The 25,306-nt window shown below is 70.8% G+C and carries 23 protein-coding genes; 9 read left to right on the top strand and 14 right to left on the bottom strand.

The window, feature by feature from the left end:
• Positions 1-117 precede the first annotated feature (117 nt).
• Both ADK41_RS15280 and ADK41_RS15275 read right to left on the bottom strand, forming a co-directional pair.
• The gene (locus ADK41_RS15280) at positions 118-1,302 is read right to left on the bottom strand and encodes a DUF3631 domain-containing protein (protein WP_420706787.1); all 1,185 of its coding nucleotides are present in this window, start codon (positions 1,300-1,302) and stop codon (positions 118-120) included.
• Positions 1,303-2,089: 787 nt separating this feature from the next.
• Entirely contained in the window at positions 2,090-2,284 is a 195-nt protein-coding gene (locus tag ADK41_RS15275; protein ID WP_030836123.1) for a helix-turn-helix transcriptional regulator, read from the bottom strand.
• A gap of 120 nt (positions 2,285-2,404) precedes the next feature.
• On the opposite strand from ADK41_RS15275, the gene ADK41_RS15270 reads away from it, so the two are divergent.
• On the top strand, positions 2,405-2,908 hold the full coding sequence (locus ADK41_RS15270; protein WP_030836120.1) for a helix-turn-helix transcriptional regulator: 504 nt from the start codon (positions 2,405-2,407) through the stop codon (positions 2,906-2,908).
• Positions 2,909-2,929: 21 nt separating this feature from the next.
• On the top strand, positions 2,930-4,084 hold the full coding sequence (locus ADK41_RS15265) for a tyrosine-type recombinase/integrase (protein ID WP_030836117.1): 1,155 nt from the start codon (positions 2,930-2,932) through the stop codon (positions 4,082-4,084).
• 7 nt (positions 4,085-4,091) lie between these two features.
• Here the strand turns inward: ADK41_RS15265 and sodN are convergent, their stop codons facing one another.
• Positions 4,092-4,487, bottom strand: coding sequence for a superoxide dismutase, Ni (gene sodN, locus ADK41_RS15260; RefSeq protein ID WP_004983535.1), 396 nt, complete (start codon positions 4,485-4,487; stop codon positions 4,092-4,094).
• A 146-nt stretch (positions 4,488-4,633) separates the two neighbouring features.
• Here sodN and sodX point away from each other — a divergent pair, with 146 nt between their 5' ends.
• Positions 4,634-5,068, top strand: coding sequence for a nickel-type superoxide dismutase maturation protease (gene sodX / locus ADK41_RS39320; protein WP_030836114.1), 435 nt, complete (start codon positions 4,634-4,636; stop codon positions 5,066-5,068).
• Here the strand turns inward: sodX and ADK41_RS15255 are convergent.
• On the bottom strand, positions 4,951-5,601 hold the full coding sequence (locus ADK41_RS15255) for a CGNR zinc finger domain-containing protein (protein WP_030836111.1): 651 nt from the start codon (positions 5,599-5,601) through the stop codon (positions 4,951-4,953). The genes sodX and ADK41_RS15255 overlap by 118 nt on opposite strands.
• A 100-nt stretch (positions 5,602-5,701) precedes the next feature.
• Here ADK41_RS15255 and ADK41_RS15250 point away from each other — a divergent pair, with 100 nt between their 5' ends.
• A complete protein-coding gene (locus ADK41_RS15250; RefSeq protein ID WP_030836108.1) occupies positions 5,702-6,472 on the top strand; it encodes a class I SAM-dependent methyltransferase in 771 nt (256 codons plus the stop codon).
• Positions 6,473-6,532: 60 nt separating this feature from the next.
• Here ADK41_RS15250 and ADK41_RS15245 read toward each other — a convergent pair whose 3' ends face one another.
• From ADK41_RS15245 to ADK41_RS15235, 3 genes are read right to left on the bottom strand one after another with little or no spacing between them, the layout of a single operon-like run.
• Complete coding sequence (locus tag ADK41_RS15245) at positions 6,533-7,294, bottom strand: amino acid ABC transporter ATP-binding protein (RefSeq protein WP_030836106.1); 762 nt, start codon at positions 7,292-7,294, stop codon at positions 6,533-6,535.
• Positions 7,291-8,259 (bottom strand): amino acid ABC transporter permease, encoded by a 969-nt coding sequence (locus ADK41_RS15240; protein WP_030836104.1) that lies wholly within the window; start codon positions 8,257-8,259, stop codon positions 7,291-7,293. Before ADK41_RS15240 ends, ADK41_RS15245 begins: the two co-directional genes overlap by 4 nt.
• 32 nt (positions 8,260-8,291) lie before the next feature.
• Positions 8,292-9,257, bottom strand: coding sequence for an ABC transporter substrate-binding protein (locus ADK41_RS15235; protein ID WP_030836102.1), 966 nt, complete (start codon positions 9,255-9,257; stop codon positions 8,292-8,294).
• A 583-nt stretch (positions 9,258-9,840) separates the two neighbouring features.
• Here ADK41_RS15235 and ADK41_RS15230 point away from each other — a divergent pair.
• The 4 genes from ADK41_RS15230 to ADK41_RS15215 all read left to right on the top strand — a co-directional run bounded on the left by ADK41_RS15230 (position 9,841) and on the right by ADK41_RS15215 (position 13,090).
• Entirely contained in the window at positions 9,841-11,079 is a 1,239-nt protein-coding gene (locus ADK41_RS15230; protein ID WP_030836100.1) for an NAD(P)-dependent malic enzyme, read from the top strand.
• Between the two features lie 165 nt (positions 11,080-11,244).
• Complete coding sequence (locus tag ADK41_RS15225) at positions 11,245-12,210, top strand: zinc-binding dehydrogenase (protein ID WP_030836098.1); 966 nt, start codon at positions 11,245-11,247, stop codon at positions 12,208-12,210.
• A gap of 107 nt (positions 12,211-12,317) precedes the next feature.
• Positions 12,318-12,527 (top strand): HTH domain-containing protein, encoded by a 210-nt coding sequence (locus ADK41_RS15220; protein ID WP_030219802.1) that lies wholly within the window; start codon positions 12,318-12,320, stop codon positions 12,525-12,527.
• Positions 12,527-13,090 carry a Clp protease N-terminal domain-containing protein gene (locus ADK41_RS15215; RefSeq protein ID WP_030836095.1) on the top strand — a complete coding sequence of 188 codons (564 nt, stop codon included), beginning with the start codon at positions 12,527-12,529 and terminating at the stop codon, positions 13,088-13,090. Before ADK41_RS15220 ends, ADK41_RS15215 begins: the two co-directional genes overlap by 1 nt.
• A gap of 148 nt (positions 13,091-13,238) precedes the next feature.
• Here the strand turns inward: ADK41_RS15215 and ADK41_RS15210 are convergent, their stop codons facing one another.
• The 7 genes from ADK41_RS15210 to ADK41_RS15180 all read right to left on the bottom strand — a co-directional run bounded on the left by ADK41_RS15210 (position 13,239) and on the right by ADK41_RS15180 (position 22,706).
• Positions 13,239-14,276 carry a helix-turn-helix transcriptional regulator gene (locus ADK41_RS15210; RefSeq protein ID WP_030836092.1) on the bottom strand — a complete coding sequence of 346 codons (1,038 nt, stop codon included), beginning with the start codon at positions 14,274-14,276 and terminating at the stop codon, positions 13,239-13,241.
• Between the two features lies 1 nt (position 14,277).
• Entirely contained in the window at positions 14,278-15,150 is an 873-nt protein-coding gene (locus ADK41_RS15205) for a DUF4097 family beta strand repeat-containing protein (RefSeq protein WP_030836090.1), read from the bottom strand.
• Between the two features lie 539 nt (positions 15,151-15,689).
• Complete coding sequence (locus ADK41_RS15200; protein WP_003992906.1) at positions 15,690-15,869, bottom strand: DUF6104 family protein; 180 nt, start codon at positions 15,867-15,869, stop codon at positions 15,690-15,692.
• A 78-nt stretch (positions 15,870-15,947) separates the two neighbouring features.
• Entirely contained in the window at positions 15,948-19,751 is a 3,804-nt protein-coding gene (locus ADK41_RS15195) for a multifunctional oxoglutarate decarboxylase/oxoglutarate dehydrogenase thiamine pyrophosphate-binding subunit/dihydrolipoyllysine-residue succinyltransferase subunit (RefSeq protein WP_030834141.1), read from the bottom strand.
• Between the two features lie 306 nt (positions 19,752-20,057).
• Positions 20,058-21,155, bottom strand: coding sequence for a HAMP domain-containing sensor histidine kinase (locus tag ADK41_RS15190; RefSeq protein ID WP_030834144.1), 1,098 nt, complete (start codon positions 21,153-21,155; stop codon positions 20,058-20,060).
• Positions 21,152-21,892, bottom strand: coding sequence for a response regulator transcription factor (locus tag ADK41_RS15185; protein WP_030834147.1), 741 nt, complete (start codon positions 21,890-21,892; stop codon positions 21,152-21,154). Before ADK41_RS15185 ends, ADK41_RS15190 begins: the two co-directional genes overlap by 4 nt.
• 124 nt (positions 21,893-22,016) lie before the next feature.
• Complete coding sequence (locus ADK41_RS15180) at positions 22,017-22,706, bottom strand: spermidine synthase (RefSeq protein WP_030834150.1); 690 nt, start codon at positions 22,704-22,706, stop codon at positions 22,017-22,019.
• A 151-nt stretch (positions 22,707-22,857) separates the two neighbouring features.
• Between ADK41_RS15180 and lon the strand changes: the two genes are divergently transcribed.
• Positions 22,858-25,272: an endopeptidase La gene (gene lon, locus ADK41_RS15175; protein WP_030834152.1), complete on the top strand. Its 2,415-nt coding sequence runs from the start codon at positions 22,858-22,860 to the stop codon at positions 25,270-25,272.
• The last annotated feature ends 34 nt before the right edge of the window (positions 25,273-25,306 follow it).

Genomic DNA, 25,306 nt, shown 5'->3' with positions numbered 1-25,306 from the left:
GGCAGGTACGGATACGGCCATAGGTACGGAGTGATCCGTATTGGCACGGGGATCCGTCCCCGCGCTGACCTGCGCGGGGACGGATGCGACGGAGCGATACGGACCCAGGGAGGGTGGTCAGCGAGTGCGCTTGGGGCCGGTGGTGCCGCCGGGCAGGCCGACGGGCAGAGCCCCGGACGGAGGGACGGGCGGCTTTCCCCGGGCCGGGCGTGCGGGCCCGACCTCGTGCCCAGGCGCGGGTGCCGATGGGGCGGAGTCGGGGCAGTAGCGGGCCCAGGCGTCGAGGAACTGGTTGCGGGCGTACGCCTTTGTCTGCCTGCCGTTCTCAAAGCGGTGGTTGGCCGGGCTGATGCCGAAGTCCCGCAGCAGGTTGGCCAGGTGGTAGGCGTTCAGGCCCTTGGTTCCGTACTCGGCCCACGGCGCCTCGGCGTCCTGGACGAGGGCGGCGAGCAGGTCCTGGCTGCGCAGGGCCTCCTTGTCGCCCTCCTGCTCGAAGACGCGGCGGATGTCGCGCAGCAGCCGCGTCTTCAGCGTCGTCTGCTCGTCCTGGACCACCTCGTTGCGGGTCAACGCCAGGCAGGCGACGCGGGCCTGTGCGGGCCAGTGTCCGCCGGCCAGGTCGGCGACGATAACCAGCGGCTCCCAGGTGTCCGCGGCGCGGTCCTCGACCGGCATCGTCGGCACCAGAGCGGCGGCAGTGCCACGCAGCGGGGTCAGCCAGGCAGTCAGCCGGTCGCGCAGCGCGTTCAGTTCGGGCACGGAGTACCGCGAGCGGAACGGGGTGATTCGCTCGCCGGGCTTACGTTTCTGCATGCGGAGCACGACCGCCCGGTCCATGATCGTGTCGGGCAAGTCGCCGATGCCGGCCAGCGCGGCCATGGCGAAGGTGGGGAAGGCGGTCGGCTTGTGCTCCGGCCCGGAGATCCGCCAGGCGGGCCGGTTGCGCTGGTGCCCGGCGTTCAGCAGTCCGCGCAGGTCCTCCTTCTCGCCCGCCTTGGGGCCGAAGATGGTATCGGCCTCGTCGACCAGCAGCGTCGGCGGGTTCTTGCCGATGACGCGGAAGACCACCGCGGGGGAGGTGTTGACCGTCATCATCGGCTGGTGCACGGTCTCGTGGAGCACGTCCAGAACGCGGGACTTGCCGCACCCTTTCGTCGGGCCGACCACCGCCAGACGCGGCGCGTGCTGGAGGGCGGGCTGGATGTGGGAGGCCGCCACCCACAAGGTGACCGCGGTCAGCGCCTCCTCGCTCGGCAGCACCACGTACCGGCCGATCGCCGCCCGGACCTCGTCCAGCAGCACGGCCCCGTCCTCCGCCGTCCCGCTGTCGGCGCTTCCACGGTCCCCGGTCCCCGAACCGCCGTCCGGGACCGCAGTCCCGCCCTGCCCGGTTCCGGTCCCCACGGGACCGTCGGTCCCCGCACCCCGTCGGGGACCACGGTTCCCTGCCGTACGGTCCCCCGGTGCGACGCCGGCGTCCTGGGGACCGGCCCCCATGTCGGAGACCAAGGGAGCGGGACCGGGCTCCTGGTCCCCGGTCTGCGGTCCGGTCCCCACGCCGCTGGCCTGCGCCTCTTCTGCGTCAGCGGATATCCAGTCCCCGGTCCGTGCCTGGTCGTGAAACGGAGCGGCGCCCTCGGGCGGCCACGGAGCAGCTCCGTGGTGCGCTTGGTCCCCGATCCCTGTACGAGGGGACCGATCTCCGGGGTTAGGTCCCGAGGGACGGTCCCCGCTGTGGGGACCGCCTTCGGACTCGACGCGGGGGTCGTCTCCGGTCCCCTGACGTGGGGACCATGACTCGGCTCGGTCCCCGTTGCGACGGTCCCCGCTGCGCGGGACCATCCCGTGTCCAGGGACTGCCACGGGCGGCCAGACGACCTTGGGCCCGACCTCCGCACCGGCGGACGCACTCGCGGCGTCCGAGGACGTAGGGTCCTCCATAGACGTTCCTCTCTGGTGAGGGGCAGGACGGGCAAGGTCCCGCCCCTCACCGGTTCGTTCGTTCAGGGATGGGCGATGTGCAGGGGAATCTCCGGCCCTCGGCGTGCGCACGCCGAGGGCCGTTGGCGTGTCTGGGCCTGTCGGCGGCTCATGAGGCCAGGCCCCACTCGTCTCGGCCATCGATCAGCTCGCGCTCATAGCGCAGCAGCTCGGCCTCGGGGTACAGCACCCGCTTGCCGACCTTGATGCCGCGCGGGCCCTTCTTGATCTGGCGCCAGTAACGGACCGTGCTCTCGGCCGTGCGGTAGCGCTCGGCGACCTCGGCGGTGGTCAGGTATCGCATCGATTCCCAATCGACTAGGTGGCGATTCGATCTGCATAAAGCGTGCCTGACGATCGCCGGTTAACCAAATCGGATAAGTTGTGTTTCAATTGGGATAGCGATGACCGTGGCGGAGGCGTGATGGCAGGCGACAAGCACGACAGCAGCGAAGTGCCGCTGCTCTACAGCGAGGGCAACATCGCCGCACGGGTGGCGCTGGAGCGCGAGGTCAGGGGGTGGAGTACGTCCGAGCTGGCGGATCGGGTGTCCAAGGCCGGCGTCAAGATGAACCAGACCGCGGTCTGGCGCATCGAAAACGGCACCCCACGCCGCCGCATCAACGTCGACGAGGCGCTCGCCTTCGCCCGCGTCTTCGAGCTGCCCCTCGAAGAGCTGATGTCCCCGCCGCTGGAAGGGCTGGACCTCAACAGCAGACGGCTCGTCCAGGAAGCCGTCGAGGCGTACTACGAGACCCGCGACGCCGAGGACCGCCTGCACCACGCCGTCGTCGGCATCGCCGAGCACATCCAGACCCACCCCGATAGCTCACGGGCCATCCACGAGCAGTGCCTTCGCCTCATGGGCGACGAGCGCGACGCCCGCACCCTCACCGAGTACATCGAGGGCGGCGGCTACCACCGATAACCAACCCGAGGGAGGAGCCACTTGGCCAACATCCAGAAGCGCCCCAACGGCAAATGGCGGGCCCGCTACCGAGACCTCGACGGCAAGGAGCATGCCCGCCACTTCGACCGCAAGCTCGACGCCCAGCGCTGGCTCGACGAGGTCACGGCCAGCATCGTCACCGGCCAGTACGTCGACCCTCGCGCCGGGCGGATCTCGTTCGCGAAGTACGCGGAGAGGTGGGAGGAGTCCCTCATCGCGGGCGAGGCGGCCGAGCGCATCACCGACAACGCGCTCCGGCTCCACCTCGTCCCGGCGCTCGGCTCCCGCGCCATGGCGGCGATACGCCGCAACGACCTCCAGGTGCTGTTCAAGAGCCTGTCCGAACAGCTCGGCCCCGGCAGCGTGCGCAACGTCTACGACGTCCTCGTGCGCGTCATGACCGCGGCCGTCGAGGACAAGGTCATCCCGGCCAGCCCGTGCCGCCGGATCACCCTCCCGCCCATGCCGGATGAGGAGGTCACTCCGCCCACGGTCGCGCAGGTCGAGGCTATGGCCCGCGTGATGCCGCCGTACGTCCGCGCCGCCATTGCCGCGCTCGCCGGCTCGGGCTTGCGCATAGGCGAGCTGCTCGGTCTCAAGGTGTCGGACGTCGACTTCAAGGCCGGCGCCATCCGCGTCGAGCGGCAGCGTCTCCAGTCCGGGAAGATCGGCCCGCCGAAGACCGCCAAGTCCCGGCGGACGGTCCCGGTCGGCGAGGTCGTCACGGATGCCCTCCTGGCGCACCTGGCCGCACGGCCCTCCAAGGAGTGGCTCTTCACCATGGAGGAGGGCGAGCCCCTCAACTACCGCCGCTGGAAGACGGAGTGGAACTGCGCCCGCAGGGCGCTCCAGGTGGCGGAAAACGAGGCAGCCGAACGTGAGGGCCGGAAGCCTATCGAGCTGCCGCACATGGTGACCCACGACCTGCGGCACTTCTACGCCTCCGCGCTCATCGCCGGCGGGGCGAGCGTCAAGCAGGTCCAGATCGTCCTTGGCCACGCGTCCGCTGTGATCACGCTGCGGATCTACGCCCACCTGTGGCCGGGTGAAGAAGACCGCACCCGGTCCGTCATGGACGCCGTGCTCGGCGGACTGCGGACCGGGTGCGGACCGGAAGACCGTGCGATCAAGGAAACCGCAGGTCAGGCGGCATGATTCAAGATCAAGCCTTCTTGGTCTCCCAGAAGATCTTGTCGATCTGGGCGATGTAGTCCAGGGCCTTCTGGCCGGTCGCCGGGTCCGTGGACGCCTTGGCGGCCGAGAGGGCCTTCAGGGTGTCGTTGACCAGCTGGTGCAGCTCCGGGTACTTCTCGAAGTGCGGGGGCTTGAAGTAGTCGCTCCACAGCACGGAGACGTGGTGCTTCGCCAGCTCGGCGCGCTGCTCCTTGATGACCGTGGCGCGGGCCTGGAAGTGCGGGTCGTCGTTGCCGGCCATCTTCTCCTGGACGGCCTTCACCGACTCCGCCTCGATGCGGGCCTGGGCCGGGTCGTACACGCCGCAGGGCAGGTCGCAGTGGGCGCTGACCTTGACCTTGGGGGCAAACAGGCGGGAAAGCATGGAGCGTTTCCTTCCTCGTGATCGTCTTCTCACACTGGACATTACTCCGTGACGGAGGGCTTTTCGCGGGTGCCCCCGCGGGCTTAGGACAAAAGTCCGGGGTGAGACTGGGACTGGTGGAGGACGAACCGGGGAGGTGCCGGGTGATGCCGGAGCCGTCGCAGGACGCCGAACGGGCGAGGGCGCCGCTCCCCTTCGGGGTGGCCGAGGTGACCGGGCCGTCCATGGTGCCCACGCTGCACCACGGGGACCGGCTCCTGGTGCACTACGGCGCCCGGGTCAAACGCGGGGACGTGATCGTGCTGCGGCATCCGTTCCAGCAGGACCTGCTCGTCGTCAAGCGGGCCGCCGAGCGGCGCGAGGGCGGCTGGTGGGTGCTCGGGGACAACGCGTTCGCGGGCGGCGACAGCACCGACTACGGGGTGGTGCCCGACGAGCTGGTGCTCGGCCGGGTCCGGTTCCGTTACCGGCCGCGCGGCTCCGAGCGGCGTTCGCCGCTGGCCGTGGTGGGCTGGGCGCTGTCGTCGGCCCGGCCCGTGCTCTCCGGCCGGTCGGCCTCCAGGCGTTTGCGGGCGCGGTAGGCGGCCACGTTGGCGCGGGTGGCGCAGCGGTCGGAGCAGTAGCGGCGGGAGCGGTTGGTGGAGGTGTCCAGGTAGGCGTTGCGGCAGGGCGACGCCTCGCACAGGCCGAGGCGGTCCACGCCGTACTCGGTGAGGTGGAAGGCCAGGCCCATCGCGGCGGTGGCGGCGTAGCCGGCGGTCGCGTTGGACGGGTGGTCGGCCAGGTGCATGTGCCACAGCGGGCGGCCGTCGTCGTCGCGGAAGTCGTGGCCGGAGATCTGCGGGCTGACCGGGAACTCCAGCAGCAGCGAGTTCAGCAGGTCGACGGCGAGGGTCTCGTCGCCGCCGTCCGCCGCCTCGAAGACCGAGCGGAGCCTGGCCCGGACCGAGCGGAACCGCGTCACGTCGGCGTCGGTGGTGCGCCGGGCCGCCGACTGGTTGGCGCCGAACAGATCGCGGACGGCCTCGACCGAGGTCAGCGTGTCCTTTCCCCGGGCCGGTTCCTCGGTGTTGACGAGACGCACGGCGTAGTCCGAGTAATAGGCCAGTTCCACTTGTAGTCCTTACGTAGGAGCTCTATCGTCAGGAGCGCGGTCTTGTAATGGACGATCGCGCATCCAGGGTATTACGGGACGTACGTGAGGGAGACGCTCGATGACGGACGCGGACACCACCACGGCCGCCGCCGACTGGCGGGCCTGGCAGGAGAGCTGGGACCGGCAGCAGGAGTGGTACATGCCGGACCGCGAGGAGCGCTTCCGGGTCATGCTCGACATGGTGGAGGCCCTCGTCGGCACCTCGCCGCGCGTGCTCGACCTCGCCTGCGGCACGGGCAGCATCACCGCCCGGCTGCTCGACCGGTTCCCGGACGCCACCAGCACCGGCGTCGACCTGGACCCGGCGCTGCTCGCCATCGCGGAGGGCACGTTCGAGGGGGACGGGCGGGTCTCCTTCGTGACGGCCGACCTCAAGGACCCCGAGTGGCCGGCGGAACTGCCGTACGACTCCTACGACGCCGTGCTGACCGCGACCGCCCTCCACTGGCTGCACCGGGACCCCCTCGCGGACCTCTACGGGCACATCGCGGGGCTCGTCCGCGACGGCGGTGTCTTCATGAACGCGGACCACATGGTCGACGACGCGACGCCCCGGATCAACGCGGCCGAGCGCGCCCTGCGCCACGCCCGTATGGACCGGGCGAAGCGGGACGGCGCCCTCGACTGGGCCCAGTGGTGGCGGCTCGCCGCCCAGGACCCGGTCCTCGCGGAGCCGACGGCCCGCCGGTTCGAGATCTACGGCGAGCACGCCGACGGAGACATGCCGCCGCCCGCCTGGCACGCGCGCGTGCTGCGCGAGAAGGGGTTCGGCGAGGCACGGCCGGTGTGGTGCTCGCCGTCGGACACCCTGCTGCTGGCGCTGAGGTGACCGGAGGGGAACGCGAAGGGGCGGTACGGACCCGGCCGTACCGCCCCTTCGCGTGTCCGCTCAGAGCACCTTGGACAGGAACGCCTTCGTGCGCTCGTGCTGCGGGTCGGTCAGGACGTCGCGCGGGTTGCCCGACTCGACCACCACACCGCCGTCCATGAAGACCAGGCTGTCGCCCACCTCGCGGGCGAAGCCCATCTCGTGGGTGACGACGACCATCGTCATACCGGACTCGGCGAGGTCGCGCATGACGTCGAGGACGTCACCGACCAGCTCCGGGTCGAGCGCCGAGGTCGGCTCGTCGAAGAGCATCAGCTTGGGGTCCATCGCGAGCGCCCGCGCGATCGCCACGCGCTGCTGCTGGCCGCCGGAGAGCTGCGAGGGGTAGTTCCTCGCCTTGTCGCCGAGGCCCACGCGCTCCAGGAGCTGCGTCGCGCGCTCCCTGGCCTGCGCCTTGCTCACGCCCTTCACCTGGACCGGCGCCTCCATGACGTTCTCGACGGCCGTCATGTGCGGGAACAGGTTGAAGCGCTGGAAGACCATGCCGATGTCCCGGCGCTGCTGGGCGACCTCGCTGTCCTTGAGCTCGTACAGCTTGTCGCCCTTCTGGCGGTAGCCGACCAGCTCGCCGTCGACGTACAGACGCCCGGCGTTGATCTTCTCGAGGTGGTTGATACACCTGAGGAAGGTGGACTTGCCGGAGCCGGAGGGACCGATGAGGCAGAACACCTCGCCGGTCCGCACCTCCAGGTCGATGCCCTTGAGGACCTCGACGGGGCCGAAGGACTTGTGGACGCCCTCCGCCTTCACCATGGCCGTCATACCGTGCTGCTCCTCTCGCGGCTGAAGGCCATCAGATTGACCTTGATCTTCTGCCACGGCGTCGCCGGCAGGTTCCGGGACGAGCCGCGCGCGAAGCGGCGCTCCAGGTAGTACTGGCCGACGCTGAAGACGCTGGTGATGACCAGGTACCAGATGCACGCCACGAACAGCATCTCCATCACGGCGTACGACGTGGAGCCGATCGTCGAGGTGGCGCGCAGCAGTTCGTTGTACGTCACCGCGTACACCAGCGACGAGGTCTTCAGCATGTTGATGAACTCGTTGCCGGTCGGCGGCACGATCACCCGCATCGCCTGCGGGATCACGATGCGCCGCAGCGTCTTGCCGTGGCTCATGCCCAGCGCGTGCGCGGCCTCGGTCTGGCCCTCGTCGACGGCCGTCAGACCCGCGCGGCAGATCTCCGCCATGTACGCCGCCTCGTTCAGGCCCAGGCCCAGCAGGGCCGCCATGAACGGCGTCATGACGTCGACCATCTCGTCCTTGTAGATCGGACCGAGGTTCAGCATCGGGAAGATCAGCGCCAGGTTGAACCACAGCAGGAGCTGCACGTAGACCGGCGTACCGCGGAAGAACCAGATGTAGATCCAGGCCACCCAGCTCGTCACCGGGTTCTTCGACAGCCGCATCACGGCGAGGATCACGCCGAGGACCACACCCATGACCATCGCCAGGACGCTGATCAGCAGGGTGCGCCCGGCGCCGGCGAGGACGGTGCCGTCGAAGACGTAGTCGCCGACGGCGTGCCACTGGATCTTCTCCGCGGTGGCGAAGGCGTTGACGAGCAGGGCCACCAGCGCCAGCACGACGACACCGCTGACCCACCGGCCGTAGTGGCGGACCGGGATGGCCTTGATCGCCGCGGGCGGCACGGCGGCCCCGCTGTCCTTGGAGACGGCGGCCGCCGACCGGGCGCCGTCCGTCTCCTTGTCGAATTTGTCAGTCACTGTGACCGCCCTTCAGTACGTGCCGGGGACCGTCACTCGCCGCCGTTGACCACGGCCTTGTCGATGGCGCCGGTCTCGGCACCCCACTTGGCCAGGATCTCCTTGTACGTGCCGTCCTCGATGATCGCGTTGACGGCCGCCTCCAGGGCCTCGGTGAGCTGCTTGTTGTCCTTGTTCACCGCGATGCCGAACGGACCGGCGTCCACCTGCTCGCCGACGATCTCGAAGGCGTTGCCGCCGTCCGCCTTGCGGGCCAGGTCGACCGCGACCGGGTAGTCGTTGACGCCGGCGACCGCGCCGCCCGACTTCACGCGGGTCTGGGCCTCGGTGTCGTTCTCGAACGACTGGATCGTGATCTTCTTCTTGCCCGCGTCCGTGCACTTCCGGGACTGGGTCTGCAGCGCCTTCTCGTACGTGGTGCCCCGCTGCACGGCGGCCGGCCGGCCGCACAGGTCCTCGATGGAGTTGATCCCCTTCGGGTTGCCCTTCTGGACGTACACGGCGGTGCCGGCGACGAAGTAGTCGACGAAGTCGACACCCGGGCCGAGCTTCTTGCCCTTGTCGTCCAGGCCCTCCTGGCGCTGCTTGTTGTCCGTGATGGACGACATCGCGATGTCGTAGCGGCCCGAGTTCAGCGAGCTGATCAGACCGTCGAAGGAGCCCGAGGTGAACTCGACCTCGACGCCCAGCTTCTCGCCCAGCGCGGCGGCGAGGTCGGGGTCGACGCCGACGATCTTGCCGCCCTCCTGGAACTCCATCGGGGCGTACTCGGCGTTGGTGCCGGCCTTGAGGACACCCGCGTCCTGGATCTTCTTGGGCAGCTTGTCGAACAGGGGGGCCGAGCTGGACTTGCCCGTCTCCTTGGCGCCCGCGCTGCCGCTGTCGTCGGTCTGGTCACCGCAGCCGGTGAGAAGCAGCGCGCCTGCGACCGCGATCGCGCCGGCCGCCGCAAGACGGGAGCGCGCGGCGGTGGTACGACGGGTGGTGCTTGCGGTCATGGTGGGTTCCTCCGGCGGATGGGTGGAGATGCCGATGGGTGGGCCACTGCCGACGGGTATCGGCAGCGCCGCAGGTCGACGGGAACACACGCCTTCGAGTGTCGCGACCTCGTGCGATTACGGCATCTTGCCATTTGGACTGCGCCATTCAGGGGACTCGCGATGTCAAAATCGGATAACGGGCGACACCCGAACCGCACCACTCCGGGACATCTGGCCGGACAGTCTGCGGGAATCATCCATTCCGGCCGGAAGATCTCCGGCGTATCCCGGGATGCGGACCCGTACGTCGTGTTTTTTGCCGTGGTTGTGGGCTTGCTCCTACTTCCCCTCGGCCTTGTCCTGATATCGAGCGACAACGCGGGGCCTCGGCATGTGACCTTCGCGTTATGGACTCGTCGCCGACGGCGTCCGTCCGGTAAGAAGGTTCTTCACACCCCTCATCCGGGGATCAGGGCGCGTGTGCGGCGCGCCCGTCGTGTTCGGCCCGTACGTGTCAACCCTCCGGGCCTTGCGCGGTCCCGCCCACCCCTCACCAGGAGTGGCAACCCTCAAACCATGAACACTTAAGGGGTAAAACCAAGTGGCAGCGGAGATTGTCAATCCTCGCAGCGACAGCGAAAGCCGGAACGGTCGTACAGGGCAGGACGACGGGGCCGAGCCCCTCGATTCCTTCGACCCGGCGTTCGCGCTGCACCGCGGCGGCAAGATGGCCGTGCAGGCCACCGTGCCGATCCGTGACAAGGACGATCTGTCCCTGGCGTACACGCCCGGCGTCGCGAAGGTGTGCAGCGCGATCGCCGAGCAGCCGGACCTCGTCCACGACTACACGTGGAAGTCGCAGGTCGTCGCCGTCGTGACGGACGGCACGGCCGTGCTGGGGCTCGGTGACATCGGGCCCGAGGCCTCCCTCCCGGTGATGGAGGGCAAGGCCATCCTCTTCAAGCAGTTCGGCGGCGTGGACGCCGTTCCGATCGCCCTGAACTGCACCGACGTGGACGAGATCGTCGAGACCGTGGTCCGGCTCGCCCCGTCCTTCGGCGGGGTGAACCTGGAGGACATCTCCGCGCCCCGCTGCTTCGAGATCGAGAAGCGGCTGCAGGAGCGGCTGGACATCCCGGTCTTCCACGACGACCAGCACGGCACGGCGGTCGTGACGCTGGCCGCGCTGCGGAACGCCGCGCGGCTGAGCGGCCGGGCCCTCGGCGATCTGCGCGCCGTGATCTCGGGTGCGGGCGCCGCGGGCGTGGCGATCGCCAGGATGCTGATCGAGGCCGGGATCGGCGACGTCGCCGTGGCCGACCGCAAGGGCGTCGTGTCGCGGGACCGCGAGGACCTCACGCCGGTCAAGGCGGAGCTGGCGTCGTTCACCAACAAGGCCGGCCTCTCCGGGCCGCTGGAGTCGGCGCTGGCCGGCGCCGACGTCTTCATCGGCGTCTCCGGCGGCACGGTGCCGGAGCCGGCGGTGGCGTCGATGGCCGAGGGCGCGTTCGTCTTCGCCATGGCCAACCCCGATCCGGAGGTGCACCCGGAGGTCGCGCACAAGTACGCGGCGGTCGTGGCCACCGGACGGTCGGACTTCCCGAACCAGATCAACAACGTGCTGGCGTTCCCCGGGATCTTCGCGGGGGCGCTGCAGGTGCGGGCCTCCCGGATCACCGAGGGGATGAAGCTGGCGGCGGCCGAGGCGCTGGCCTCGGTGGTCGGCGACGATCTCGCCGCCGACTACGTCATCCCGTCCCCGTTCGACGAGCGGGTCGCCCCCGCGGTGACGGCGGCGGTGGCCGCGGCCGCCCGGGCGGAGGGCGTCGCCCGCCGCTGAGCCGCGCGGAGCGCCGGTCGGCCCCGTCCCCGGGCGGGACGGGGCCGATTCCCTCTTCCGGGGGCCCGGGCCGCCCGGGTGGCGGGACCCGCCGGGTGGCAAGAGGGCGTGTCTCACAGCGGGGCATGGTTCCTTCGGCGGGGCGGGGAACCTATCGTCAAGGTCATGTTCGCCGTCTACGCCGCCCGAATCGACCGCGACCAGCCGCTCGCGGGTCTGGAGTTGGGAGAGCGTCCCGCTCCCGAGTCCCGGCCCGGCTGGAGCACCGTCACGGTCAAGGCCGCCTCCCTCAACCACCATGACCTCTGGTCCCTGCGGGGCGTGGGCCTCGCGCAGGACAAGCTGCCGATGATCCTCGGCTGCGACGCCGCCGGCGTCGACGAGGACGGCAACGAGGTCGTCCTGCACTCCGTGATCGGCCAGAGCGGACACGGGGTCGGCCCCGAGGAGCCCCGGTCCATCCTGACCGAGCGCTACCAGGGCACGTTCGCCGAGCAGGTCGCCGTGCCCACCTGGAACGTGCTGCCCAAGCCGAAGGAGCTCTCCTTCGAGGAGGCCGCCTGTCTGCCGACCGCCTGGCTGACCGCGTACCGGATGCTATTCACCAACGCCGGGGTGCGGCCCGGGGACTCCGTGCTGGTGCAGGGGGCCGGGGGCGGCGTCGCCACCGCCGCGATCGTGCTCGGCAGGGCGGCGGGGCTGCGGGTCTTCGCCACCAGCCGGGACGAGGCCAAGCGGAAGCGGGCGCTGGAGCTCGGGGCCGTGGAGGCCGTGGAGCCGGGGGCGCGGCTGCCGCAGCGGGTCGACGCCGTGATCGAGACCGTGGGGGCCGCCACCTGGTCCCACTCGGTGAAGTCGCTGCGTCCCGGCGGCACACTGGTGATCTCCGGCGCCACCAGCGGTGACCGGCCCTCGCACGCCGAGCTGACCCGGATCTTCTTCCTGGAGCTCAAGGTCGTCGGGTCGACCATGGGCACCAAGGACGAGCTGGAGGACCTGCTCTCCTTCTGCGCCGCCACCGGTGTACGTCCCGTCATCGACGAGGCGCTGCCCATGGACCGGGCGCGGGAGGGCTTCGAGCGGATGGAGTCCGGGGGGCAGTTCGGCAAGATCGTGCTCACGAATCCCTGACGGCGGGGTTCCACCCGCCCTTCTCACGGCCGGCCCGGCTCTCCGGGCCGGCCGTCGGCATGTCAACCGGGGTTGACGACAAGGAGGTGTCAACGTACGTTGACATCATGACTGAGGCAACCGACCTCGCCGAGCGTGCGGGCGACCGCGATCCACGGGTCGGCCTGCGGGCCGTCGCCGCCCTGCGCCGGCTGCTGGAGCAACTGGAGACCGTGCAGGTGCGCAACGCGCGCCATCAGGGCTGGTCGTGGCAGGAGATCGCCACCGAGCTCGGAGTCAGCAGGCAGGCCGTGCACAAGAAGTACGGGAGGCATTGATGTTCGAGCGGTTCACGAAGGACGCCCGTGACGTGGTGAAGGGGGCGGTCGGGCACGCGGAGGAGACGGGAGCCGAGCGGGTCGGCGCCGAGCATCTGCTGCTGGCTCTGCTCGACCGGGAGGGGAGCCGGGCCTCGTTCGCTCTGGCCGCCCTCGGCGCCGGTGAACGGCGGGAGTCGGTGCGGGCGGCGCTGGGGGAGGCCCGGCGACGGGCCGGGCTGACACAGGCCGAGACCGACGCCCTCGCCGGGCTCGGCATCGACGTGCCGGAGATCGTGGCGCGGGTGGAGGAGGTGCACGGGGCCGGGGCGCTGTCCGGAGACCGGAAGGCCGGGGGTCGGAGGTCGGGACACCGGCCCTTCGACCGTGCGGCCAAGGACGCCCTCACGGGCGCCCTGCGCGCCGCCACCGCCCTGCGCGACCGCCGCATCGGCGACGAGCACCTTCTGCTCGCCCTCACCGTCCGCCCCGGTGTCCCCGCCGAGGTCCTCGCCGACCACGGCGTGACGTACGAGTCCGTGACCCGCGTGCTGTACGGGAGCGGCGAGGCCAAGGCGGGCTGACATCGGCGCAGGGCCGACCCGAGGGGACCCGGGAGGGTCCGGTCGGGCCCGGTGCGCCTCTGCCGGGCTCGTCAGGAGCACACCTGGGTGGGAGACCCCGGGACGCCGGCCCGGTTCGGGTGGGCCGGCGCGGGTCCGGTCGGGAGGGCTACTGCTTCGGGGTGCGCAGTATCACCCCGATGTGGGCCGCCGCCGTGGACAGATGGCGGCGGGCGTCGCGGAGCTGGTCCGACGTGACCCCGTGGTCGCGGGCCGCGTCACGGATGTCGTCCCGGAAGCGGTCCAGCAGGCGGTCCAGGTCGCGGGCCGGGTCACCGGTGGAGTCCGAGGCGTCCTCGTGGGCCCAGGACGGGGTGCAGTCGGCGGGGAAGTCCTCGGGAGTCCGGGAGTACGACGGCTCCGAGACCTTGCCGGAGGCCCCCGCGCCGGTGCGGCCGAAGGTGAAGTCCTTGCCGAACTCGCCCATCTCCCTGGCCAGCTCACCGAGGCCTTCGCGCAGACCCGTCGGCCAGTCGCCCCGGGCGAAGTGGCCCTGCACCTGCTCCTGGACCTGCCGCACGATGCGCTGCACCTCCTCCTGCGCCTTGTCCTGGGCCTCCTTGGCCTGGCGGCGGGCGCGCTGCGCCTCCTCGCGGGAACGGCGGCTCTCGTCCTTGGCGCGGCGGGCCTGTTCCTTCCACTCCTGCTTGGCGCGGCGCATCTCCTCCTTGGCCGCCTGCCAGGCGTCCTTGTCGCCGAAGACCCCGAAGTCGCCGAAAGGGCCTTTCTCTTCGGGCGCGGCCCCGCCGGTACGGCTCTGGCGGGCCTTGCCGGCCGCGGCCCGCATCTCGCGGCGCAGATCGCCCGCCGCGCCGCTGACGTCGGCCCGGATCTCGGCGGCCAGCTCGGCGACCGACTCCCGGATCTCCAGCTCCAGATCGGCCAGCTCACCGCTGCGGTCGGACAGCTCGGCGCGGCCGGCGTCCGTGATGGAGTACACCTTGCGGCCGCCCTCGGTGGTGTGGATGACCAGGCCCTCCGCCTCCAGCTTGGCCAGCCGCGGGTAGACCGTGCCCGCCGACGGTGCGTACAGCCCCTGGAAACGCTCCTCGAGGAGGCGGATCACCTCGTAGCCGTGACGCGGGGCCTCGTCCAGCAGCTTCAGCAGGTAGAGGCGGAGGCGTCCGTGGGCGAAGACGGGAGGCATGTCAGAGCACCTTCTTGTCGGTCGTACCGGCATTGTCCCCCGAGCCGTCCCGCGGTTCGGGCTCGTCCTCCCCGGCCGGACGGCGCAGCAGGGCGATGGAGCCGGAGACGGTGGTGGCGCGCAACCTGCCGCTGCCCGCGCCCAGACGGCCGGTGAGCTTGTGGGCGCCCCACTGGCCCTGTATCCGGAGGTCGTCGAAGGCGTTGGAGATCGCGCCGCTCGCGGTGTTGGCCTCCACCTCGGCGTCCGCCGGATACGGCAGCCGGATGGCGATCTCGCCCGAGACGCTGGTCAGCCTGACGTCGGCGGGGCCGTCGGGATCGAGGTCGACGATCATGGATCCGCCGACCGTGTCCGCCCGCACGGAGGAGCCGGAGCCCTCGACGACGGTGAGGTCGCCGGAGACGGAGGCGAAGCGGAGGTCGCCGGTGACGGACTGGGCCTCCACGTTCCCGGACACGGTCTCCGCGCGGACCGGGCCGGACAGGGCGACCAGGGTGGTGTCGCCGGCGACGCCCTTCACCGCGGCGGGGCCCCGGATGCCGGAGACCACGGCGCCGGCGCCGACCACGCCCACCTCGACCCGGGTCCGGGCCGGGACGGCCAGGGAGACCACCGCGCTGCGGCGCCAGCCCTTGCGGTCCAGCCACTTGAGGAAGCCCTTCCAGGGGAGGTCGTCGTAGGCCACCGTGAGGATGCCGTCCTTCTGGGTGACCACCAGGGGCGGGCCCTCGATCTCGGAGACCTGGAGGTGGGCGGGGCCTTCGTCGGTGCCCACGATGTTCACGGCGCCGTTGACGATGCGGACGTGCAGGTCGCTCACGGGGGTGTCGAAGGTGAGCTTCGTGGGTTCCGCGACGGACCACTCGGGCATGGGGGGACCTCCTGGGAACGAAGCGGTCGACGATGACGCGGCATATCGCGTCTTACGTGATTCACGATATATCGCGGCAGGGGAAAGTCAAGACACTCGTTCTGGTGGCCGGTCTTTTTGCGGAGTGGTCGAAGTCGACCCGGCGCGCTGGTGCTGAGCTGGGGTGCGCGGCCCGGCGTTCATGGGGTGCCCCGTGCTGGTGCGGGCCGGGGAGTGTTCGCGCGGCCCGGCGCTTGCGGGGTGCCGTCGCGCCCACCCGTGCCGCCCTGCGGCACGACTGCCCGCGGAGTGCGGGGGCGGCTGCTCGCGGAGTGCAGGGGTGGCGGTGGTTGCCCGCGGAGTGCGGGGCGGCACGACTGCCTGCGGAGTGCGGGGGTGGCGGTGGTTGTCCGCGGAGTGTGGGGGCGGCGGTGACTGCCCGCGGCCGGCGCGGCAGACGGCCGGCGCGGCAGACGGCCGATGCGGCCCGCGGCCGACGCGGTGGGCGGGTGTGTGGTGGTGGGGGGTGGGGGGCGGGGGTGCCGCCCCCCCGTGGGGTGTTACTCGTCGTCCTCGTCGTCCAGGCGGGCCAGCCAGGTGGCCAGGCGTTCCACCGGGACCTCGAAGTCGGGGTTGAGGTCGACGAACGTGCGCAGCTGCTCGGCCAGCCACTCGAAGGTGACCTCCTCCTCCCCGCGCCGCTTCTCCAGTTCCTCGATGCCACGGTCCGTGAAGTACATGGGGACAAGGATAGGTGCGGGAAAACGGGCGGGCCGCACCCCCGTGAGAGGGGTGCGGCCCGCGCGTACGGCTGCCGGTTACGCGTCGAAGACCTCGCGCACCAGCTGCTCCTGCTCGGCCTGGTGGCGCTTCGCGGAGCCGACCGCCGGCGACGAGCCGTGCGGCCGCGAGATGCGGCGCAGACGCTCGTCGTGCGGGAGGTCGGCGCCGACCGCCAGGTCGAGGTGGTCGATCAGGTTGAGCGCGATGAAGGGCCAGGCGCCCTGGTTCGCCGGCTCCTCCTGGGCCCACAGGTACTTCTCGGCGTTCGGGTACTTCTTGATCTCCGCCTGGAGCTCCGTGCCCGGCAGCGGGTACAGGCGCTCGATGCGGATGATCGCCGTGTCCGTCGCGCCGCGCTTCTGCCGCTCGGCCTCCAGGTCGTAGTAGACCTTGCCGGCCGTGAAGACGACCTTCTTCACCGCGGCCGGGTCGACCGAGGCGTCGCCGATGACCGGGCGGAACTGGCCCGTGGTGAACTCCTCCGCCTTCGAGGCCGCGGCCTTCAGGCGCAGCATCGACTTCGGCGTGAAGACGACCAGCGGCTTGTGGTGCGGGTTGTGCACCTGCCACCGCAGGAGGTGGAAGTAGTTCGACGGCGAGGTCGGCATCGCGACCGTCATGTTGTTCTGGGCGCAGAGCTGCAGGAACCGCTCCGGGCGGGCCGAGGAGTGGTCCGGGCCCTGGCCCTCGTAGCCGTGCGGGAGGAGCAGGACCACACCGGAGGTCTGGTTCCACTTCTGCTCGGCCGACGAGATGAACTCGTCCACGACCGTCTGCGCGCCGTTGACGAAGTCGCCGAACTGCGCCTCCCACAGCACGAGCGCGTCGGGGCGGGCCAGCGAGTAGCCGTACTCGAAGCCCATCGCCGCGTACTCGGACAGCAGGGAGTTGTAGACGTTCAGCCGCGACTGGTCCTCGGAGAGGTACTGCAGCGGCGTGTACTCCTCGCCGGTGCTGCGGTCGATGATGACCGCGTGGCGCTGGCCGAAGGTGCCGCGCTGGGAGTCCTGGCCCGCGAGGCGGACCGGGACGCCCTCCAGGAGGAGGGAGCCGAAGGCGAGGGTCTCGCCCATGCCCCAGTCGATGGTGCCGTCCTCGACCATCGTCGCGCGGCGCTGCAGCTGCGGCAGCAGACGCGGGTGGACGGTGATGTGGTCGGGGATGTTGACCTGGGACTCGGCGATCCGCTTGACGGTCTCCGTGGTCACCGCGGTGTTCACGGCGACCGGGAACTCGGCCTGCGGGTCGGAGGACTCCATGGAGCCGGGCTGGCTGGTGGCCTCGCGGACCTCCGTGAAGACCTTCTCCAGCTGGCCCTGGTAGTCCTGCAGCGCCTGCTCGGCCTCTTCCAGGGTGATGTCGCCGCGACCGATGAGGGACTCGGTGTACAGCTTGCGCACCGAGCGCTTCTTGTCGATCAGGTCGTACATCAGCGGCTGGGTGAAGGCCGGGTTGTCCGACTCGTTGTGACCGCGGCGGCGGTAGCAGATGAGGTCGATCACCACGTCCTTGTTGAACGCCTGGCGGAACTCGAAGGCGAGCCGCGCGACGCGGACCACGGCCTCCGGGTCGTCGCCGTTCACGTGGAAGATCGGGGCCTCGATCATGCGGGCCACGTCCGTCGCGTACATCGACGAGCGCGACGACTCCGGGGCGGCGGTGAAGCCGACCTGGTTGTTGATGACCACGTGGACCGTGCCGCCGGTGCGGTAGCCGCGCAGCTGCGACATGTTCAGGGTCTCGGCCACCACGCCCTGGCCCGCGAAGGCCGCGTCGCCGTGGATGGCCACCGGCAGGACGGTGAAGTCCGTGCCGCCCTTGCCGATGATGTCCTGCTTGGCGCGGGCGACGCCCTCCAGGACCGGGTCCACCGCCTCCAGGTGCGAGGGGTTCGCGACCAGGGAGACCTTGATCTGCTCGCCGTCCAGGCCGGTGAAGGTGCCCTCGGCGCCCAGGTGGTACTTCACGTCGCCGGAGCCGTGCATCGACTTCGGGTCGAGGTTGCCCTCGAACTCGCGGAAGATCTGCGCGTACGACTTGCCGACGATGTTGGCCAGCACGTTCAGCCGGCCGCGGTGGGCCATGCCGATGACGACCTCGTCCAGGCGGGACTCGGCGGCCGAGTCCAGCACCGCGTCCAGCAGCGGGATGACGGACTCGCCGCCCTCCAGGGAGAAGCGCTTCTGGCCGACGTACTTCGTCTGCAGGAAGGTCTCGAAGGCCTCCGCGGCGTTCAGCCGGCGCAGGATGCGCAGCTGCTCCTCGCGCTCCGGCTTGGTGTGCGAGCGTTCGATGCGGTCCTGGATCCACTTGCGCTGCTTGGGGTCCTGGATGTGCATGAACTCGACGCCGGTGGTGCGGCAGTACGAGTCGCGCAGCACGCCGAGGATGTCGCGCAGCTTCATCAGGGACTTGCCGGCGAAGCCGCCGACGGCGAACTCGCGCTCCAGGTCCCACAGGGTGAGGCCGTGCTCGACGATGTCCAGGTCGGGGTGCTTGCGCTGGCGGTACTCCAGCGGGTCGGTGTCGGCCATGACGTGGCCGCGGACCCGGTAGGAGTGGATCAGCTCGAAGACGCGGGCGGCCTTGGTGACGTCGTCGTCGTGGGAGGCGTCGATGTCCTTGAGCCAGCGGACCGGCTCGTAGGGGATGCGCAGCGCCTCGAAGATCTCGTCGTAGAAGTCGTTCTCGCCGAGCAGGAGGTTGGCGACCGCGCGCAGGAACTCGCCGGAGGCGGCGCCCTGGATCACCCGGTGGTCGTAGGTCGACGTGAGCGTCATGACCTTGGAGATGCCGAGCTTGTTCAGGGTGTCCTGGGAGGTGCCCTGGAACTCCGCCGGGTAGTCCATGGAGCCGACGCCCATGATCACCGACTGGCCGGGCATCAGGCGCGGCACGGAGTGGACGGTGCCGAGGCCGCCGGGGTTGGTCAGGGAGACCGTGACGCCGGTGAAGTCGTCCATCGTCAGCTTGTTGTCGCGGGCGCGACGGACGATGTCCTCGTAGGCCTGCCAGAACTCGAAGAAGTTCAGCGTCTCGGCCTTCTTGATGGCCGCGACGACCAGCTGGCGGTCGCCGTTGGGCTTCACCAGGTCGATGGCCAGACCGAGGTTGACGTGCTCCGGCTTCACCAGGGTCGGCTTGCCGTCCACCCGGGCGAACGAGTGGTTCATCGCCGGCATGGCCTTGATGGCCTGCACCATCGCGTAGCCGATGAGGTGCGTGAAGGAGATCTTCCCGCCCCGGGCCCGCTTGAGGTGGTTGTTGATGACGATGCGGTTGTCGAACAGCAGCTTCACCGGGACCGCGCGCACGGACGTGGCCGTGGGCAGCTCCAGGGAGGCGTCCATGTTCTTCGCCACGGCGGCGGACGGGCCGCGCAGGGTGACCTGCTCGGGACCGGTCTTCGCCTCGGCGGCGGGCTCGGCCTTGGGCTTCGCGGCGGCCGGCCTGGCGGCGGGCGCGGCGGCCTTCGCCGGGGCGGGAGCCTTCGCCGGGGCGGCGGGCGCCTGGGCGGCAGGCTGCGCGGCGGCGGGCCGCGCGGCCGCGGGAGCGGGCGCGGCGGGCTGGGCCGGAGCGGCCGGCTGCGCCGGGGGGGTGGTGGTTCCCGCGGCCCCCGCGGCCGCGGTACCCGCCGGAGCCGAGGTCGCAGGCGCGCCCGGCTTGTAGTCGGCGAAGAAGTCCCACCAGGCTCGGTCCACCGAGTTCGGGTCCTGGAGGTACTGCTGGTAGATCTCGTCGACGAGCCATTCGTTGGCACCGAAGGCCGCAGCGGGGTTCTTACCCGCTTGGTCGGTGTCGGTCGAGATGCTCGAGTTACTGGGGGACTGTGGCGACACGGCGTCAACCGCCCTCTTCCGCTTCGCAAGATGATGGACAGCGGAAATAAAGGCTACGCCCCCGAGAGCGAGAAGGTCAGGCCGGGCCCGTTCATCGTCGCGTAAGTCACATTGCAGCGGGTGTTTCGGGGCGGGAAATGGCGGGAAACAACCCTGGTTTTGATTCTACGGGCCGCATCAGGGATCGCTCGGCCGGGCCCTGGCGCGCAGCTCACGCGGGCCTCTGCCTGATCACACGTGTCCGTCAGTGCGAACACGGATGGATCGTGCGGCTCCGCTTCGAACTTTACGTCAACTTAGTGTGGATCACTCTCCCGGAAGAGTGATGAGAATGCGGCAGCCCCGCTCGGATTCGGCCACACGGATCCGGCCGCCGTGCAGATCCACGGCCCAGCGGGCGATCGCCAGGCCGAGACCGGTGCCGCCGTCGCTGCCCGGACCGTGCGGCCGGTTGACGTTGCCCCGGTTGAACCGCTCGAAGACGCGGTGCCACTCGGTCCGCGGAATGCCGGGCCCCTCGTCCAGCACCTCCAGCTCCAGCGACTCCGGCCGGTCCCCGCGTCGCGCCCGGACCGTCACCCGGCCGTGCGGCGGACTGTGCTTGACCGCGTTGTCGATGAGGTTGGCGACGACCTGGTGGATGCGCTCGGGGTCGGCGTGCGCGACGAGCTCCGGCGGCGACACGTCGAGGTGCAGATGGACGTCCGTACGGGTGTGGCTGCCCGATCCGGAGGCCATGCCCGCCCGGGCCGAGGCGACCATGTTGGCCTCCTTCAGCACCCCGGACAGATACGGCCACACCTCGAACCGCCGCTTCTTCAGCGGGATCACGCCGTTGTCCAGGCGGGACAGGTCGAGCAGCGTCTCCACGAGGCGTCCGAGGCGCTCGGTCTGCTTCAGGGCCGTGCGCATCGTCTCGGGATCGGCCTGCGTGAAGCCGTCGACGATGTTCTCCAGCACCGCGCGCAGGCCCGCGATGGGGGTGCGCAGCTCGTGCGAGACGTTGGCGACCAGCTCCTTGCGCTGGCGGTCCTGGGCCTCCAGCTCGTCGGCCATGACGTTGATCGCCTGGGCCAGGTCGCCCAGCTCGTCACGGCGGTTCTCGCGCACCCGGCGGGTGTAGTCGCCGTGCGAGATGGAGCGGGCCACGGCGTTCATGTCGTCCAGCGGCGCGGTGAGCGAGTGCGCCACGAACTGCGTGATGAGCAGCGTCGCGATCATCGAGAAGATCGTGATGAAGCGCAGCTCCGTCTTGGTGTGCACGGCGATCACCGAAAGACCGGTGGTGATCAGGACCGAGACGACGACCAGCGCGCCGAGCTTGGTCTTGATCGAGAACGGGCGCACACCGCCCCAGGGCTGCCGCGCCCCGGGGCCTTTGCGTCCGGCCGGACCGTCGCTCATGGCGTCGGCGTCTCCAGGGCGTAGCCCACGCCGTGCACGGTGCGGATGCGCTCGGCGCCGATCTTCCGGCGCAGCGCCTTGATGTGGCTGTCGACCGTGCGGGTGCCGGAGGCGTCCGCCCAGTCCCAGACCTCGGCCAGCAGCTGCTCGCGGGAGAGGACCGCGCGGGGGGTGTTCGCCAGGCACACCAGGAGGTCGAACTCGGTGGGCGTCAGGTGGACGTCCTCGCTGCGCACCCGCACCCTGCGCTGCGCGTGGTCGATCTCCAGTTCGCCCAGGCGCAGGATGCCGCTGCGCGGGGTCGTCGCGGCGAGGGCCGCCCGCTCCATGCGGCGCAGCAGCACGTGCACGCGTGCCGCCAGCTCCCGCATGGAGAAGGGCTTCGTCATGTAGTCGTCGGCGCCGACGCCCAGCCCGACCAGCATGTCGGTCTCGTCGTCGCGCGCGGTGAGCATCAGCACCGGCACCGGCCGCTGGGCCTGCACGCGCCGGCAGACCTCCAGACCGTCGAAGCCCGGCAGCATGATGTCGAGGATCAGCAGGTCGGGCTGCCAGGCCTCCGCCGTGTCCACCGCGGACGGGCCGTCGCCCGCCGTTTGCACCAGGAATCCCTCGGCGCGCAGGCGCGTCGCGATGGCGTCCACGATCGTCGCGTCGTCCTCGACCACCAGGACCCGGCGCTGGGCGCCGGGAGTGGCCGTGGCCGTGCCGTTGTGGGAGGTCTGTGTCTGCTCCATCGCCCGCCCCTGAGGTGTGCTTTTTCCGGAATCCGTGGGGTGATCCGTCGTCTGCGCATCACTGCGATTGACGCTTGAATGACCGCGTCAGGGCAGCAGCGTACGGGGAGTCACCTCGGCTTTGCTATCCAGGGCGGACGCCGAGGTGCACGACGTCCGGAACGCCCCGGGCAACGGGGATCTCTTCGGTACGCACCTGTTGGAACCCGGCATTCCGCAAGGTTCCCTCGAATTCCGGGGACGGCTTCGCCGACCACACGGCGAGCACTCCACCCGGTCTCAACACCCTTGCGCAGGCGGCCAGTCCGGACGGCGAATAGAGCCCGTCGTTGTCCTCGGTGACGGTCCAGTCGGGCCCGTTGTCGATGTCGAGGCAGAGCGCGTCGAACGTGTCCGACGTCTCATCGAGGTAACGGACGAGGTCCGTCTCGACGATCGCCGTGCGCGGGTCGGCGAGGGCCCGCGCGGAGAGCCCGGCCAGCGGCCCCGTGCGGTGCCACTCGATGATCGCCGGTTCGCGCTCCACCACGGCGATCCGTCCCCAGCGGGGCTGCCCGGCGGCGTGTGCGAGCGAGAAGCCGACCCCGAGGCCGCCGATCAGGACGTGCGGGTCCACCGCGCGCGCGTCGAGGGCGGCCAGGGCGGCGTCGACGAGCCGCCGTTCCGAACGGCCGTCGGAGGTGTCCATCAGGAAGCAGCCGTTGGCGATGATCTGCAGCAGGTCGCCGTGCCTGCGCAGCACGACCTCGCCGTACGGGCCCTCGCGGCGGTCCAGGACTTCGGGGGGTTCGGGAATGTCGTACGGGGTGGACATGCGTTCATCCTGGCAGCTCCGTTTACGCGGCGGCCGGGGGCTTCGGCGCCCCGGGACGATGATCGCTCAGAGCGAACGCGTCCTCGGGAACATTCGGCGGCTCAGCTGCATTGAGTCGGCATAGCTCAACTTGACTGCCGAAGGGGAGATCATGGCTGCTGAGTCCACATCGCTCGCCCTGCCTGTACTGCCGCTCGACGACGAGGTCGTGCTGCCCGGGATGGTGGTTCCGCTGGACCTGAGCGATTCCGAGGTGCGCGCCGCGGTGGAGGCCGCCCAGGCCGCCGCCGGGACGGCCTCGGGGAAGCCCAGGGTGCTGCTGGTGCCACGCGTCGACGGGACCTACGCCGGTACCGGCGTGCTGGGCACGGTCGAGCAGGTCGGCAGGCTGGCCGACGGCGATCCCGGTGCCCTGATCCGCGGCCGGGGCCGTGTGCGGATCGGTGCCGGGACCACCGGGCCGGGCGCGGCGCTGTGGGTGGAGGGCACCCGCATCGACGAGAGCGTGCCCGAGCCGCTGCCGGGGCAGGTGGACGCACTCGTCAAGGAGTACAAGGCGCTCGCCACCGCCTGGCTGCGCAAGCGCGGCGCCTGGCAGGTCGTCGACCGCGTCCAGGCCATCGACGACGTCTCCGCGCTCGCCGACAACTCCGGCTACTCGCCGTTCCTGACCACCGAGCAGAAGGTCGCCCTGCTGGAGACCACCGATCCGGTGGCCCGGCTGAAGCTCGCCACCCAGCAGCTGCGCGACCACCTCGCCGAGCAGGACGTCGCCGAGACCATCGCCAAGGACGTCCAGGAGGGCGTCGACAAGCAGCAGCGCGAGTTCCTGCTGCGCCGCCAGCTGGAGGCCGTCCGCAAGGAACTGCGCGAACTCAACGGCGAGCAGGAGGGCGAGGAGTCCGACGACTACCGCGCCCGCGTCGAGGCCGCCGACCTGCCGGAGAAGGTCCGCGAGGCCGCGCTCAAGGAGGTCGACAAGCTGGAGCGGTCCTCCGACCAGTCGCCCGAGGGCTCCTGGATCCGCACCTGGCTCGACACGGTCCTGGAGATGCCGTGGAACGAGCGCACCGAGGACGCCTACGACATCCGGGGCGCCCAGGCGGTCCTGGACGCCGAGCACGCGGGCCTGGCGGACGTGAAGGAGCGGATCACCGAGTACCTGGCGGTGCGCAAGCGGCGCAGCGACCGGGGCCTGGGCATCGTCGGCGGACGGCGCGGCGGCGCCGTGCTCGCCCTCGTCGGCCCGCCCGGCGTCGGCAAGACCAGCCTCGGCGAGTCCGTCGCCCACGCGATGGGCCGGAAGTTCGTCCGCGTCGCCCTCGGCGGCGTCCGCGACGAGGCCGAGATCCGCGGCCACCGCCGTACGTACGTCGGCGCGCTGCCCGGCCGGATCGTGCGGGCGATCAAGGAGGCCGGGTCGATGAACCCGGTCGTGCTCCTCGACGAGATCGACAAGGTGGGCTCGGACTTCCGGGGCGACCCGGCCGCCGCGCTCCTCGAGGTCCTCGACCCGGCGCAGAACCACACCTTCCGGGACCACTACCTGGAGGTCGAGCTCGACCTGTCCGACGTCGTGTTCCTGGCGACGGCCAACGTCCTGGAGGCCATCCCGGAGGCCCTGCTCGACCGGATGGAGCTGGTCCGCCTCGACGGCTACACCGAGGACGAGAAGGTCGTCATCGCCCGCGACCACCTGCTCCCGCGCCAGCTGGAGCGCGCCGGGCTGGCCGGGGACGAGGTCACGATCGACGAGGGCGCGCTGCGCAAGCTGGCCGGCGAGTACACGCGCGAGGCCGGCGTGCGCACCCTGGAGCGGTCCATCGCGCGGCTGCTGCGCAAGGTGGCGGCCCGGCACGAACTGGGGGAGCGGGAGCTCCCGTTCACCGTGACCGACGCCGACCTGCGCGACCTGATCGGCCGGCCGCACCACGTGCCCGAGTCCGCCCAGGACCCGGCCGAGCGCCGCACCGCCGTCCCCGGTGTCGCCACCGGGCTCGCGGTGACCGGCGCGGGCGGGGACGTCCTCTACGTGGAGGCGTCCCTGGCCGACCCGGAGACGGGCGCGGCGGGGCTGACCCTGACCGGCCAGCTGGGTGACGTGATGAAGGAGTCCGCGCAGATCGCGCTGAGCTTCCTGCGCAGCCACGGCGCCGAGCTGGAGCTGCCGGTGGGCGACCTGAAGGACCGGGGCGCGCACATCCACTTCCCGGCGGGCGCGGTGCCCAAGGACGGTCCGAGCGCGGGCGTCACCATGACCACCGCCCTGGCCTCGCTGCTCTCCGGCCGGCTGGTCCGCACGGACGTGGCGATGACCGGTGAGGTCTCGCTGACCGGGCGGGTGCTGCCGATCGGCGGGGTGAAGCAGAAGCTGCTCGCCGCGCACCGCGCGGGCATCACCACCGTGATCATCCCCAAGCGCAACGAGCCCGACCTGGACGACGTCCCGGCGGAGGTGCTGGACAGGCTCGACGTCCACGCCGTCACCGACGTCCGCCAGGTCCTGGAACTGGCGCTGTCGCCCGCCACCAACGGCGCGGCGCCGGAGGTTCCGGTCGCCGCGTGACGGGGGCGATCGGACGAGGGGAGGCCCGGGTCCC

The organism is Streptomyces caelestis, from assembly GCF_001279005.1.
Taxonomy (GTDB): domain Bacteria; phylum Actinomycetota; class Actinomycetes; order Streptomycetales; family Streptomycetaceae; genus Streptomyces; species Streptomyces heliomycini.
The sequence above is the reverse complement of the archived record's forward strand: the minus strand, read 5'-3'. Positions and strand labels throughout refer to the sequence as shown.

Excerpts from the sequence above, each read along its gene's own strand:
- ADK41_RS15220 (WP_030219802.1), top strand. The coding sequence starts at position 12,318 with ATGACTGAGGCAACCGACCTCGCCGAGCGTGCGGGCGACCGCGATCCA.
- ADK41_RS15275 (WP_030836123.1), bottom strand. The coding sequence starts at position 2,284 with ATGCGATACCTGACCACCGCCGAGGTCGCCGAGCGCTACCGCACGGCC.
- ADK41_RS15185 (WP_030834147.1), bottom strand. The coding sequence starts at position 21,892 with ATGGAGCAGACACAGACCTCCCACAACGGCACGGCCACGGCCACTCCC.
- ADK41_RS15190 (WP_030834144.1), bottom strand. The coding sequence starts at position 21,155 with ATGAGCGACGGTCCGGCCGGACGCAAAGGCCCCGGGGCGCGGCAGCCC.
- sodN (WP_004983535.1), bottom strand. The coding sequence starts at position 4,487 with ATGCTTTCCCGCCTGTTTGCCCCCAAGGTCAAGGTCAGCGCCCACTGC.
- ADK41_RS15225 (WP_030836098.1), top strand. The coding sequence starts at position 11,245 with ATGTTCGCCGTCTACGCCGCCCGAATCGACCGCGACCAGCCGCTCGCG.
- ADK41_RS15235 (WP_030836102.1), bottom strand. The coding sequence starts at position 9,257 with ATGACCGCAAGCACCACCCGTCGTACCACCGCCGCGCGCTCCCGTCTT.
- ADK41_RS15210 (WP_030836092.1), bottom strand. The coding sequence starts at position 14,276 with ATGCCTCCCGTCTTCGCCCACGGACGCCTCCGCCTCTACCTGCTGAAG.
- ADK41_RS15215 (WP_030836095.1), top strand. The coding sequence starts at position 12,527 with ATGTTCGAGCGGTTCACGAAGGACGCCCGTGACGTGGTGAAGGGGGCG.
- lon (WP_030834152.1), top strand. The coding sequence starts at position 22,858 with ATGGCTGCTGAGTCCACATCGCTCGCCCTGCCTGTACTGCCGCTCGAC.
- ADK41_RS15200 (WP_003992906.1), bottom strand. The coding sequence starts at position 15,869 with ATGTACTTCACGGACCGTGGCATCGAGGAACTGGAGAAGCGGCGCGGG.
- ADK41_RS15180 (WP_030834150.1), bottom strand. The coding sequence starts at position 22,706 with ATGTCCACCCCGTACGACATTCCCGAACCCCCCGAAGTCCTGGACCGC.
- ADK41_RS15205 (WP_030836090.1), bottom strand. The coding sequence starts at position 15,150 with ATGCCCGAGTGGTCCGTCGCGGAACCCACGAAGCTCACCTTCGACACC.
- sodX (WP_030836114.1), top strand. The coding sequence starts at position 4,634 with ATGCCGGAGCCGTCGCAGGACGCCGAACGGGCGAGGGCGCCGCTCCCC.
- ADK41_RS15250 (WP_030836108.1), top strand. The coding sequence starts at position 5,702 with ATGACGGACGCGGACACCACCACGGCCGCCGCCGACTGGCGGGCCTGG.
- ADK41_RS15245 (WP_030836106.1), bottom strand. The coding sequence starts at position 7,294 with ATGACGGCCATGGTGAAGGCGGAGGGCGTCCACAAGTCCTTCGGCCCC.
- ADK41_RS15270 (WP_030836120.1), top strand. The coding sequence starts at position 2,405 with ATGGCAGGCGACAAGCACGACAGCAGCGAAGTGCCGCTGCTCTACAGC.